Raw genomic sequence first — 12,607 nt, forward strand, 5'->3', positions numbered from 1 at the left:
TAAAAAATGACTTAAAAGTCATGAACAGGATTTCAAAATTGATGCGCAATCACCATAAATATTTAGCAGGCGCAAATAATAACAAAGTAGTAGCTTTGGTTATGAGCAGTGCAATAGCTACAGAACAAGCATTTTCCATTTATTACCTGAGCGAGTGCGCTGTAACCCTGGAATTTGGGCAAAGCATTAACCTGCAATTGCTGGATGCGGTAAGTGCATATAATCAGTTGCTTCACCAACAGCCTTTCCATGGGTTTAACACTGCCATACCTGCTTATACTACGCTAACTGTTTTGTTCGACCCGGTGGTTGTAAGCCAGGCCGACTTGTCGGGAGCCACTTGCTTTGATAAGGTGTCTAACTATTTGCAAAGGCTTAATCAGCATCAAAAAGAATTAAAAGAAACAACCGCAACAAGAATTGCTATCCCGGTTTGCTACGGTAGTGATTATGGCCCCGATTTGCAGGAAGTGGCCGATCTTCACCGCTTGTCAATAGAAGAGGTTATCGAGATTCATAGCCAGGCGGTTTACAAAGTTTATATGATAGGCTTTGTACCGGGCTTTGCCTACTTGGGTGGGCTGGATGAGCGACTGGAAACGCCGCGCAAAAGCTCGCCACGAAAAAAGGTGCCTGCGGGTTCGGTTGGGATAGCGGGTATGCAAACGGGGATCTACCCGATGCAAACGCCCGGCGGTTGGCAATTGATAGGCCGAACGCCGGTGAAATTGTTCGATGTAAACCGCGCGCAACCCTCACTTTTAAAAGCCGGCGATGAAATCATGTTTACACCAATAACTGAAAAAGAATTTATTGATTTTAATGTGGATTTAAATGTATTTAACCGTTTTTAAATGCAGTTAACCATCATTAAACCGGGTTTATTGAGCACTGTGCAAGATTTGGGTCGGCGCGGTTACTTGTCGCAGGCGGTGCCGGTTTCGGGGGCGATGGATACGCTGTCCGCCCGCATTGCCAACATAGTTTTGGGTAACGACGAAAATGCGGCGGTCATTGAATTTACCTATGCCGATAGTGAATTTAAAGCTGATACCGACCTGTTGATAGCTTATGCGGGTGAGGGCGCGATTTTAACAATCAACGATCGAAAGCTTCCCGCAGAGCGCCCGGTATTCATCCCCAAAGACAAAGTCATTAAACTGATTAACAGCCACATAGGCAGCCGCACTTACCTGGCTATTGCCGGTGGCTTTAATGTACCTGAAATTTTGGGTAGCAGGAGTACTTTTATTACTGCCGGTTTTGGCGGGCTGGAAGGCAGAGCATTGAAAGCGGGTGATGTATTATTAGGTTATGATTTATCCGTTGTTAGTCAAAAAATATTAACACAACTATCAGGTAATGAGGTGTTTTTCACCAGTTGGAGTATTCCAATCACCCTGTTATTACCAGTTGATAGAAAGCGCATTAGGGTTGTGCCCGCACATGAATTTAACTGGTTTAACGGCCAGGCGGTGGTTGATTTTTTGAGTGAGCCGTTTACTATTGGCACACAAAGTAACCGCATGGGTTACCAATTGCAAGGGCCTGCCTTGAACCGTTTGGTAAAAGACGAGCTTTTAAGTACCGCGGTAATGCCCGGCACCATCCAGGTTACCGGCGAGGGTAGTATGATCTTATTAATGGCCGATTGCCAGACTACCGGCGGCTATCCGCGCATTGCGCAGGTGGTCGCGGTTGACTTGCCCCTTTGTGCCCAGCTAAAGCCGGGCGATGCCATTTATTTTACAGAGATAACCCAACATGAAGCAGAAATACTGTATCTTGAACGTGAACAGGAGCTGCGGCGGCTACAAATGGCTGTTCAATACAAGTTTTTATAAAAATCTACATTCATGCAAAGCATCGATTTGAATTGCGATATGGGCGAAGCGTTTGGTAATTACCCCATGCCCAATGACGATATTTTAATGGACTACATCACCTCGGCCAACATAGCATGCGGCTACCATGCAGGCGACCCTGACGTGATGCAGCATACTGTGGCCATGGCTATCAAAAAAGGCGTGGCCATAGGTGCCCACCCGGGTCTGCCTGATCTGCAGGGTTTTGGCAGGCGAGATATGAAGATCTCCGCCAGTGAAGCTTACCAGATGATGCTTTACCAGATTGGGGCGCTTTATGCCTTTGTAAAAGCTGCCGAAGGTAAATTACACCATGTGAAGGCCCATGGGGCATTATACAACATGGCTGCAAAGGACCCTGCTTTAGCTAAAGCGATTGTACAAGCAGTGCACGATTTCGACCCATCGTTAATATTATACGCTTTGGCCGGCAGCCAGATGATCGAAGCTGCTAAGAAAACAGGCATTGTCACAGCCTCAGAAGTATTTGCCGACCGCACCTACCAGGATGATGGCTCGCTCACACCTCGTACTCAAAGCAATGCCATGATCGCGGATGAAAGACAAAGCATTGAACAGGTATTGCTGATGGTCAATCATCAACAGGTAATATCAGTCAACAATAACAAAATCCAGCTCAAGGCCGAAACCCTTTGCCTGCATGGCGACGGTGCACATGCCGTTGAATTTGCCAAAATGATCAACCAAAAATTAAAAAGCGAAGGCGTAACCGTTAAAGCGCCTGCCGTATAAATGAAGAAAAAATATAACTGGAGCATTTTACTGGGCGCGGCTTTTTTAATGGCTTCATCAGCTATCGGCCCGGGTTTTTTAACGCAGACCGCGGTTTTTACCGCGCAGTTGGGTGCAAGCTTCGGTTTTGTGATCTTACTTTCGGTGATATTGGATGCCATCGCGCAGCTAAACATTTGGCGTATCATTACTGTAGCCGACAAGCCCGCGCAGGATATTGCCAATATGGTGTTTCCGGGCTTAGGCTATTTTGTATCATTCCTGGTGTTTTTAGGCGGGATGGCTTTTAACATTGGCAATATAGCAGGTGCAGGACTGGGTTTAAATGTCTTGCTAGGCGTAAGTGTTGGGCAAGGTGCCATCATGAGTGCTATTTTGGCCATCGGTATTTTTATTTACAAAGAAGCCGGTAAGGTGATGGACACTTTTGCCAAAACCATGGGTCTGCTCAAAATAGGCCTGGCGCTGTTTGTGGCCTATATTAGCAAACCGCCATTGATTGAGGCGGCTGTAAGAGCTGTTGCACCAACTCATTTTAGCTTTACCGCGGTGTTGACCATTGTCGGCGGGACAGTTGGAGGCTATATTACCTTTGCCGGGGCGCATCGCTTATTGGATGCACGTCAAACCGGTAGAGAAAATCTGCCTCAAACTAACAGGGGCGCTTTGAGCGCAATTGGTTTGGCTTCTTTGATGCGCTTACTATTGTTTATCGCCGCTTTGGGAGTTATTACAGCAGGCGGAAAACTGGATCCGGCTAATCCGGCTGCATCGGTATTTCAGTTAGCGGCCGGTCAATTAGGGTATAAGATATTTGGGTTGGTAATGTTTGCAGCCGGGGTATCATCTGTGGTGGGTTCGGCTTATACTTCGGTGTCGTTTATCAAAAGCTTTCACCCGATGATCTTGAAGTTTAACCGCGAGATCATCATTACCTTTATCGTGATTTCGTGCATTATTTTTGAGATCATTGGCAAACCGGTTAAGACATTAATAACTGTAGGAGCCATAAACGGCTTTATATTACCCATTGCTTTAGGCGTAATGCTGATAGCCGCTTATCGCACCAAAATAATTGCAGATTACCGCCAACCGCTTTTGTTGACGATATTAGGCGTAGCCGTAGTTGGAGTAATGACCTGGATGAGTTGCGGCGCGCTGATGCAGATGTTTGGCCATTAATATTTTTGAAATGAAATTAACGTATAAACTGATCTTATTTGCTGTCGCGCTAACGACAGCTGCTCATGCACAACAAACTAAACCCGTCGCTATCGTGCCGGGGGTATCTTTTGAACTGGCTACTTACAGGGCTTCGGTTATAAGTAATGTGAAGTATACCATGTTTTTTGCAATACCAGAAAATCGTGTAGACAGCATTTATGGTTCAATGCGAGTGGAATTTGACTTGAAAGATGCCGGCCAGCCTTTACAAATAGATTTTAAACAACCCGCTACCCATATCAGGTTTGTGGGAAGAGGAGATGACTGGGGAGTTAAGTATAATTTTCAGGATGAACATATTATTATTGATACTAAATATTTAAAACCCGGACATAATCAATTTAGTGTTCAGTTTATAGCTGGCAATGAATCTTTAAATAGGAATGACGATTTCTTGTATGCGCTGTTCGTTCCGGATCGTGCGCGGACGGTGTTTCCCTGTTTTGATCAACCAGATTTAAAAGCGGTATTTAATCTAAATCTTTTGGTGCCAAAGAGCTGGAAAGTTTTAGCGAATGCCGATATAAAAAGCACCGAAGCCAGAGGACAGAATATATTTTATTCTTTTAATAAAACTGATAAACTTCCGACTTACCTGTTCTCATTTACTGCTGGTAAATACACCGATGTAAAGCAACCGGTAGGCGAGGGCCGCACCGCCGAATTTCTTCACCGTGAGACTGATCCTACTAAGATCAAACTAAGCGTCGATTCGATTTTTAAAGCGCATGCCGATGCGATTGCTTTCTTAGAAAAATGGACCGGTATTCCGTTCCCGTTCCAAAAGGTAGGTTTTGTGGGGATTCCGGATTTTCAGTTTGGGGGCATGGAGCATCCCGGCGAGGTGCAGTATAAATCATCTGCTTTATTTTTGGATGATGGCGCTACTAAAGATCAGTTGATCTCGCGCGCTAACGTCATCTCGCACGAAACGGCCCACATGTGGTTTGGCGATATGGTGACCATGCGCTGGTTCAATGATGTGTGGATGAAGGAAGTGTTTGCCAATTTTATGGCCGATAAGGTTGCCGAAAAACTACAGGGGAGTGAGGCTTTCAGTCAGAAGTTTTTGCAGGATCATTACCCGGCCGCGTATGGCGTAGATCGCACGCTGGGCGCCAACCCAATCCGCCAGCAACTGGATAATTTGCAGGATGCAGGATCGCTTTACGGCAATATCATCTACCATAAAGCACCCATCATGATGCGCCAGTTGGAGAAACTGATGGGTAAAGACAATTTCCAAAAAGGCATTCGCGAATACCTGAAAACGTATGCTTACAGCAATGCTACCTGGAACGATATGATCGGCATCCTGAGCAAATACAGCAAAGCCGATTTGTATGCGTGGAACAAGGTTTGGGTAAATCAACCCGGCAGGCCGGTGTTTGATTATGCTGTGAAGCATGCAGGCGGAAAGATCAGGGATTTTAGCTTGACGCAACACCCTGAAAACGGCGCACCACGTATCTGGCCGCAGGTGTTTACCATAAAACTTCATTATGCCACTTATGATAAGGTACTGGCTGTCAATATGGATAAACAGAAGATCAGCATCGCGGCAGCAAACGGTTTACCAAAGCCACAATATATTTTGTTTAACGCTGATGGTATGGGTTACGGTTTGTTCCCTACGGATAAAAGCATTGATGGTGAGCTCTTCGCGATTAAAAGTCCGCTGGAAAGGGCATCGGCATATATTATTGCCTATGAGAATATGCTGGCCAGCCGCTCTTACAAACCGGGCGAACTACTGGCGCTACTGCAAAAGGGCTTGACAATTGAAAAGGATGAAATGAATCTGCGCCTGATTAACGGCTATATCTCAAGTATTTACTGGGGCTTTATTAAAACCGGGGACCGCCCTAGATACACTGCTGATTTGGAGCAGCTTTTATGGACGGCCATGGAACAACAAACCGCTCCGAATAACAAAAAGGTGCTCTTTAAAACTTACCAGGATATTTACCTGAGCCATGCCGCCCAAAGCCGCATTTACCAGATCTGGAAAACGCAGCAGGCACCCGCGGGTATCAAGTTGACCGAGGATGATTATACCAGCCTGGCGCTGTCTATCGCGCTTAAAACAGACACTGTGACCAGCGTCATCAAACAGCAGCAGGACCGGATTACCAACGTCGACCGTAAAAATAGACTTTCATTCCTGATGCCCGCTTTGTCGTTAGATGTTAACGAGCGCGATGCTTTCTTCGCCAGTTTGGGCGATCGTAAAAACCGACAAAAAGAAGCCTGGGTAACTGTTGCTTTGGCTTATTTGAACCATCCGCTCAGACAGAGTACTTCGATCAAATACCTGCCCAAGAGTTTGGATCTGGTCGAGGAGATTCAGCGTACCGGCGATGTGTTCTTCCCCCAATCGTGGTTGGCTGCGGTGTTAGGCAGCTATCAAAGCAAGGAAGCCTGGCAGATAGTGGAGGATTTCCTGAAGGCGCATCCTAACTATAATCCTAAGTTAAAAGACAAGATCTTACAGGCTGCGGATAACCTTTATCGTGCGCAGCGGATAATCAACTAAGCAGGCTTACCTCTTCCCAACGGCAGGCAGCACCAAAAACTTAACGATGCAATGCGCCAGTAATGATACAGCGCCGGTCACTACCAATATCATCACTTTTTTAAGAGGTGTGTTAAAGTAATCCAGGAATTGTGATTGGCCGGAACCGGTGTACAATATCGCCATCAGAAAGATTAATGCACCCGTTATCCATAAGGTTAAATGCGAGTAAAAATACCTTGAGCTGCCAAACTGCGGGCCGGTAAATGAGGCTATCAATAAGCCAACGTGAGCAATGAAAAACACCACTGCTGCTAATATTAATACATAAAACATAAGGTCAATTGTTGTGAATTTGACTTTTAATTAAGGTGTAACTAACACATTTTTAATGTGTTGGTGCAGGAAAGGTAATATCTATATGCCTAAAGCCAAAAAGGAGTGGCTCAAAAAAAGACCTATAAGTTAGTAAGTAACAACTACTTTACCTCGGCATCAAAAGCACTGTTGATGATTGTGCCGTTGCGTTTGGCCTGTATCCAAATGCGGTATTTACCCGGTTGCGGGAACGTATACGGGAAGCTGATTTGATGCTGCATGCCACCCATTTCCGTAGGCGTCATCGTTGGCATGCCTGCCATGAGTAGCTTATTGCGATCGGCCTCGGTCATGGAGCTTAGATGCGCTACAAAACGGTCTATGCTGTCGGCAAACTCTTTGGGTTGCGGCAGGTATTTGTCCAATGGCTGATGGAAAGCTATCCTATCCAGCAAAGCCTTTTGCGACCCCATGGAGTAGCTCCCCGCCGGGTGTAGGTGAATGTAGACTGTACCATCATCTTTCAAGATAACCGCATGGGCTATCATACCCATATAGGGTTCTAATTTCGAGGGCTGGCCATTAGGGTCAAGTATCTCGAAGTTAAGCTGTGTTAGTTCGTTGGCTCTTAGTTGCTCGCCTGGCTTTTGCATCCAGATGGCTGTTGAGCCATCGCTTAGTTTGGTGGCAACGCCGGGCATGCCACAAGTAGCTGCGCCGGTACGGGTAGGCACGTTGTTGTTTACCGGGTTGGTGATGTAGTAGGTGTCGTCAGGGTCGGCCGCAGGGCTGGCATGGTTGGTCAGGCTGGCTGTGCGAAAGATATGATCTTTGATCTCCAGGGTATCTACGATGGTCTCTGCAAAGCCGCTCAGGCGGGTAATATCGGCATAAACCCAATACTTGCCCGCGGGTAGATCAGGCATCTTGGCTTCGAAGGTAACCGAATCTATACGATGCGGATGCAGGTGTGCAAACACGTCCAGATCGCCGGCTTTGATCAGAAACAGGTGCATCAGCTTACCATGATCAGGGATAAGGTAGCTCATTTTACGTGTAACGTTCATGCGCTTGGAGCGGGTCATGTTGTTTAACTGGTTAGTATCTATCAACATGCGCAATGCGCCGTTTCCGGCATCAACTGTTGTTTTAGCTTGAAGGGGGTGATATAGAAAGCGCGTGTAGTTCTCGGCTTCTGCAGTCCACCACGAGCGACCGCCCCATAGAATCAGCAGTAAGATCATCAAAGCGCTTGTGCCGCCTATAAAGCGGCGGCGGCGGATATGTTGCGTCAACTCTTCGCCGGCTTCCAACTGGCTGTCGCCTACACTTGAACTGATAATCGTAACCATCAACAATACCAGGAACACAGCCATGGCCAACAGGCCCCAGCCCAAACTGGCGGGCATGCTTCGCTTAGCTGTTGATATGGCCATAACGGGTACCAATACCGTGCCTCTGCCCTTGGGGCCATCAATGGTTATATCAATACTTGAGGTGCCCATGTTCATGAACCAGATCTTGACATCGTAGCGGCCGGGTTGGCTTTCTGATGGTACCGCCACATCGGCGCGCGGTGTGCCGTCGCTGCCTACGGTCCAGTAAACCGGTTTGGCGTTTACGGTAATGCCTTTGGCCGACTCCTCTAAAAAGACGCTAACCATTGCGGTACCGGGTATCACATCAGGCGGGTTTATGCTGATGATAACCTTGTACGGCCCGGCATTGCCCTCGAAAGTTACGCCAGGGCTACCAACGTGCGCATAGCTGCTGCAAGCTGCAAATAGCAGGGCTAAGCAAAGTATAAATCTCTTCATGTGCAGCTTAGCGTTTAACTGATTTCATCCAACGGCCCCAGGTTAAGCCAAGCCAGGACGATAGCGTACCCAACAGCATCGCGATAGCTAAACCCTTAACCAGCACGACGCCTGTATCGGTGGCCCAGGGGGCTATGGTATAGCGGAACTCGTAGTTAGGGTCGGCACCAAAATACCATGAGGTAGTGCCAAAGAACCAGTTCTGCGCATGCGTAGATGCCAGGAAATCGCCGAACGGCCATTGCACGGCCAATAGCACCAGGGTAAACGTTATGCCTAGTGCCAGTGCTTTCACAATGGCACTTTGGTTAATGAGGCGGTGGTTAATCAGATCGATAGCCAAAGCCGGGAAGATCATCAACAATGGGAAATGGAAAGGCTGATAATGCGTAAAGTGATAATATACCGGCCCCAGTTTAGGTTCGGCATGGAACAATGGCAGTATCCAAACCAGTCCGGCCATCATCACCATATAAACGGCAGCCATGCGGGTAGCACCCCATTTGCTGGTTGATGCTTTGGAGATAGCCACCAGGAACAGCGGAAACAAGCCCGAGGCCACCTGGTAGAAGAAGCTTTCGTGCATATCGTGCCGGGTAAGGTATTCGGACGCAATGGTGAACAACATCACTAATAAGAAGCCTGATGACAGCATAAAGCAGGTAGCCAATGCCTTGGGCGAGTAGGTGTTTGCCGATGCTTCGCGGTTTTGCAAAGCCATTACGCTTACCAGGGCGCCAAATTGGATAGTGATCATACCCAATAGTAACACGGTATGTGGCGGCGACAGGATCTGCACGTCGAGGCCGAAGGTGTTGTGCCACCAGTCGTCGAACGGGGCAGAGGTAATCATGGTGAAGGCGCCCCAGATGCAGAACAGCGCACCCAGCGATCCGTAGAAGATGCCCCAGAATCTGATAGATTGCTGCTTTTCGGCCGTCTTACCGGCGAAGGTCAATCGCAATACGTAATAGCCCGAAAAGAGGCCCGAGGTAACGGCTCCCAGGTAAGTAACCATGTGCGGCGGCGCAAACAGGCCGTCGCGGCCAATGCTCATGTGCCAGGAGATATCCCATATCAACCCTATACAGATACAAAACGAGGCAAAGACTACGGCATACACGTAAATGGGTAATGCACGGGTAGCGGTAGCATTAACAGCCCTGCTTTCGGCAGCGGCTTGCGGTTGAGTTAAGGCAATAGTGGTCATTATCTTAGCGGTTGATCAGTACCGCCTGTGAGCTAAGATGCTAACAGGCATAGCACTAAGGTACACCAAAATAACTAAACATAAAAGGAGTAGCCTGGAAGCCTAATCCTGGTGACGGGCTGCCCGCTTCGCCTGGGTTTGAGGGTGGTGGCAGCTCTTGTGGTACATCTGGGACCTCTCTTTGTGGGACCTGTGTTTCGGCCGGGTCGTGCGGTTGTTGTATCTCCGGGCGCTGCGGGTTTACCGGGCGTTCATCGGGTTCGTTGGGCATGGTTTGCTTTTTCATAGTATAGATACAATGATTGAAGCGGGGTATTTGTTTGTCAAATGTGCGTGTTGTTCTGTTTCACGTGTGTATGCAACAGATGAAACAAGTGAAACAGTTTTTTAGACTAATTTATTGATAATTAGATTTTTATAAAAAATTAGTGAAACAGAATGAAACAGTATTTATGACTTTTAAGTCATTTTTTGTTTCACCAACAACTGCTAAACCACCACGTCATCGTGAGCAGAGCGTGACGATCTCTGAACGACCGGAACGGTAAACAAGCGATCCGGAGATCGCCACACTCGTACCTCGTTCGCGATGACGTAAAAGAGTGGGGTTAACACAAATGTAGAGACGCAATATTTTGCGTCTATGCGATGGTTTAAAGCGTTTAAATGCGCTATAAAACATTTAATTCCTTTTATTTCAATATATCGCTTTCATAGAGACGCAAAATATTGCGTCTCTACAATTATCATCAGCCATAATTTTAAATTAACAGAAACCAAAGCGTTGGCCCGATGTTAAACTTATAAAACATACCACGATGAAAAATCCATTTGAAAGAAAAAATAACACTGCCCTGATTGCCTTAGGCGTTACGGGTGCAGCAGCAGCAGGCGCAATTGCTTACTTATATTTAACCGATAGCGGCCATAATACCCGCAACAAAATTTCTGACTCATTAGCCGATACCATCGACAAGATCAGTCATGGTTTGAAAGATGAGTTTAAAAATATCGTGTCGGGCTTTATCAGCGACAAGACCAATATTTCTAAGAAAACGGTTAAAGCCGTTGCCGATCACGTAAGTAAATAACACGTAGAGACGCAATATTTTGCGTCTAACAATATTTTGCGTCTTTATTTGATCCAACCTTCGTACCGAAGAAATTTTTGGAGCCGGGGATCATCAGCAGATAACACCGGCATCCAGCCACCCAGCAATTCGCGCGTCCAGTAAAGGCCCTGCGGGTTGCCGGGTTTGGCAAATTTATACTTGTAAATGCTGGCTCTGATAAACCGCGGCGACTTGCCGGGGAAGGGATCGGCAGCAAATAAACTCAAAGCAGTGTCATCACGATGCAGCAGTTTCCAGACCAGGTTATAGGTCCAGGGATATTGCTCTGCCGTGCTCATCGCCGCAAACCACATTTGCCAGTCGAGCCGTAATTGATAAGGTGCTACTTGCGGCGGTCGTTTGTTCAGCAATACCGGCAGTCCTTTATACAGGTAAGGTATCCAATGCGCTTTGTTGGCGGTGGTGTCATCCATCGTCCCCTCAAAAACTACATTATAACGCTCCTGGCCCACGCTGCCGAACGCGCCATAAGTGTTCACCAGCTCAAAAGGCTCGAAAGATCTGTTCATGGCCTGATCGGGCGACAGGATATTATAAACCGGCTGGATACTTAAAATCCCCACAATGCCTGCGACTATCCACGAGGTGATCACCATTGGTTTAGATTCTTCAGCATTTTCTTCCGCTGCACGGGCCTTTGCAATTAGTGTTTTGGGTAAGATCTTTTCTAAGAAACCATCGTCAAAACAAGCCAATGCCGGTACAATGGTGAGCCAGTTGAGGAATGAAAGGTTACCACTTAGTATGATAAATACTTGCAGGCCTATCATCATAATACCTGCAACATGCCTCGCCTTGCGCGGCCAAAAAGCAAAGAAAGGTGCGATCAGTTCGGCCAGCCAGTTGAACCAAACACCCATCCGCAGTAATAATCGTGGAAAGAAATGGAACCAGCGCGTCAGTGGGCCGGGGATAGGCTGCGTCTCGAAATAGTAATACAAAGCCGTAGCATTGCGCCAAACTGCATCGCCACGAAATTTGATCATGCCCGCACCCAGCATAATGCGGAAGATGAGCCAGCGGAACAAAATGATAATAAACAATGGCGGCCGCCGCTTTGGGAAGGGCCTCATATCCAGCAGCGGGCAAAGAAATATCGCCAGGAAACCGGTTTCGGTTAGCTGGATTTCCCAGCCATAGCCGTACCAATCTTGCCCGGCATGTACTATCGAGAGGTATAAAACCCACAGCAGCGCCATCATCGGCGCATTGGCAAAACCTGCGATAACAATGAGCGAAATGATAAACCCCACCCAGGCGACAGTTTGCAAAGCCAAATCAGAATGCCAAAACCAAAACAAAGAGGGCAGTTTAAAAAAACCGGCACTTATTGAGCCGTAAGATTGACGGATGGCATCAAAGTAATTACCCACAGGTAACAAGCCATGTTCGCCAATTAAAGGAATAAGCTGATTGATAGCCACCAGGAATGCAAGGGCATACACAGCGCCCAACAGGCGCAGCAGCACAAAGCGCGTGAGCCAGTAGGTGGGGGTGGTGTCGGTTTCCTCGGTGGTAGTCATTTAAATTTATAACGATGGTCATGCCGAACTTGTTTCGGCATCCCATCATACCGGCACGCTTTGCTTAACAAGTGGGATGCTGAAACAAGTTCAGCATGACAGGTATCGTAAGTTTTGCCTGGCGTGGGCGTTACCTGCGGCCCGTGCTATCCGCTCATACGCCGCAAGGCTTTAGGCGCAGGCCGGTATCCGCTGCTATCACTAACGCAGGACTCACCCGGCCGACGCTACGCTGGGCCACCCTCTCTT

Annotated in this window: 11 protein-coding genes; 6 read left to right on the plus strand and 5 right to left on the minus strand. The window is 47.4% G+C overall.

Going from position 1 to position 12,607, the window contains the following annotated elements; genetic code table 11:
• Positions 1 to 20: 20 nt before the first annotated feature.
• From pxpB to HB679_RS12585, 5 genes are read left to right on the plus strand one after another with little or no spacing between them, the layout of a single operon-like run.
• Entirely contained in the window at positions 21 to 854 is an 834-nt protein-coding gene (gene pxpB / locus HB679_RS12565) for a 5-oxoprolinase subunit PxpB (RefSeq protein ID WP_255547598.1), read from the plus strand.
• Positions 855 to 1,844 carry a biotin-dependent carboxyltransferase family protein gene (locus HB679_RS12570; RefSeq protein WP_214072330.1) on the plus strand — a complete coding sequence of 330 codons (990 nt, stop codon included), beginning with the start codon at positions 855 to 857 and terminating at the stop codon, positions 1,842 to 1,844.
• Positions 1,845 to 1,856: 12 nt separating this feature from the next.
• Entirely contained in the window at positions 1,857 to 2,618 is a 762-nt protein-coding gene (locus HB679_RS12575) for a 5-oxoprolinase subunit PxpA (RefSeq protein ID WP_214072331.1), read from the plus strand.
• Positions 2,619 to 3,800 carry an NRAMP family divalent metal transporter gene (locus HB679_RS12580; RefSeq protein WP_214072332.1) on the plus strand — a complete coding sequence of 394 codons (1,182 nt, stop codon included), beginning with the start codon at positions 2,619 to 2,621 and terminating at the stop codon, positions 3,798 to 3,800.
• 10 nt (positions 3,801 to 3,810) lie between these two features.
• The gene (locus tag HB679_RS12585; RefSeq protein ID WP_214072333.1) at positions 3,811 to 6,378 is read left to right on the plus strand and encodes a M1 family aminopeptidase; all 2,568 of its coding nucleotides are present in this window, start codon (positions 3,811 to 3,813) and stop codon (positions 6,376 to 6,378) included.
• A gap of 6 nt (positions 6,379 to 6,384) precedes the next feature.
• Here the strand turns inward: HB679_RS12585 and HB679_RS12590 are convergent, their stop codons facing one another.
• From HB679_RS12590 to HB679_RS12605, 4 genes are all read right to left on the minus strand, one after another.
• The gene (locus tag HB679_RS12590) at positions 6,385 to 6,693 is read right to left on the minus strand and encodes a hypothetical protein (protein WP_214072334.1); all 309 of its coding nucleotides are present in this window, start codon (positions 6,691 to 6,693) and stop codon (positions 6,385 to 6,387) included.
• Between the two features lie 143 nt (positions 6,694 to 6,836).
• Positions 6,837 to 8,492 carry a hypothetical protein gene (locus HB679_RS12595; protein WP_214072335.1) on the minus strand — a complete coding sequence of 552 codons (1,656 nt, stop codon included), beginning with the start codon at positions 8,490 to 8,492 and terminating at the stop codon, positions 6,837 to 6,839.
• 7 nt (positions 8,493 to 8,499) lie between these two features.
• Positions 8,500 to 9,702, minus strand: coding sequence for a hypothetical protein (locus HB679_RS12600; RefSeq protein ID WP_214072336.1), 1,203 nt, complete (start codon positions 9,700 to 9,702; stop codon positions 8,500 to 8,502).
• 55 nt (positions 9,703 to 9,757) lie between these two features.
• The gene (locus HB679_RS12605; RefSeq protein ID WP_214072337.1) at positions 9,758 to 9,988 is read right to left on the minus strand and encodes a hypothetical protein; all 231 of its coding nucleotides are present in this window, start codon (positions 9,986 to 9,988) and stop codon (positions 9,758 to 9,760) included.
• A 532-nt stretch (positions 9,989 to 10,520) separates the two neighbouring features.
• Here HB679_RS12605 and HB679_RS12610 point away from each other — a divergent pair.
• Positions 10,521 to 10,793, plus strand: a complete 273-nt coding sequence (locus HB679_RS12610) for a YtxH domain-containing protein (RefSeq protein WP_214072338.1) — start codon at positions 10,521 to 10,523, stop codon at positions 10,791 to 10,793.
• Positions 10,794 to 10,837: 44 nt separating this feature from the next.
• Here the strand turns inward: HB679_RS12610 and HB679_RS12615 are convergent, their stop codons facing one another.
• Positions 10,838 to 12,358: a lipase maturation factor family protein gene (locus HB679_RS12615; RefSeq protein ID WP_214072339.1), complete on the minus strand. Its 1,521-nt coding sequence runs from the start codon at positions 12,356 to 12,358 to the stop codon at positions 10,838 to 10,840.
• Positions 12,359 to 12,607 lie beyond the last annotated feature (249 nt).

This window comes from Mucilaginibacter sp. dw_454, assembly GCF_018449775.1.
In the GTDB taxonomy this organism is placed as follows: Bacteria; Bacteroidota; Bacteroidia; order Sphingobacteriales; family Sphingobacteriaceae; genus Mucilaginibacter.

Excerpts from the sequence above, each read along its gene's own strand:
- pxpB (WP_255547598.1), top strand. The coding sequence starts at position 21 with ATGAACAGGATTTCAAAATTGATGCGCAATCACCATAAATATTTAGCA.
- HB679_RS12570 (WP_214072330.1), top strand. The coding sequence starts at position 855 with ATGCAGTTAACCATCATTAAACCGGGTTTATTGAGCACTGTGCAAGAT.
- HB679_RS12575 (WP_214072331.1), top strand. The coding sequence starts at position 1,857 with ATGCAAAGCATCGATTTGAATTGCGATATGGGCGAAGCGTTTGGTAAT.
- HB679_RS12580 (WP_214072332.1), top strand. The coding sequence starts at position 2,619 with ATGAAGAAAAAATATAACTGGAGCATTTTACTGGGCGCGGCTTTTTTA.
- HB679_RS12585 (WP_214072333.1), top strand. The coding sequence starts at position 3,811 with ATGAAATTAACGTATAAACTGATCTTATTTGCTGTCGCGCTAACGACA.
- HB679_RS12590 (WP_214072334.1), bottom strand. The coding sequence starts at position 6,693 with ATGTTTTATGTATTAATATTAGCAGCAGTGGTGTTTTTCATTGCTCAC.
- HB679_RS12595 (WP_214072335.1), bottom strand. The coding sequence starts at position 8,492 with ATGAAGAGATTTATACTTTGCTTAGCCCTGCTATTTGCAGCTTGCAGC.
- HB679_RS12600 (WP_214072336.1), bottom strand. The coding sequence starts at position 9,702 with ATGACCACTATTGCCTTAACTCAACCGCAAGCCGCTGCCGAAAGCAGG.
- HB679_RS12605 (WP_214072337.1), bottom strand. The coding sequence starts at position 9,988 with ATGAAAAAGCAAACCATGCCCAACGAACCCGATGAACGCCCGGTAAAC.
- HB679_RS12610 (WP_214072338.1), top strand. The coding sequence starts at position 10,521 with ATGAAAAATCCATTTGAAAGAAAAAATAACACTGCCCTGATTGCCTTA.
- HB679_RS12615 (WP_214072339.1), bottom strand. The coding sequence starts at position 12,358 with ATGACTACCACCGAGGAAACCGACACCACCCCCACCTACTGGCTCACG.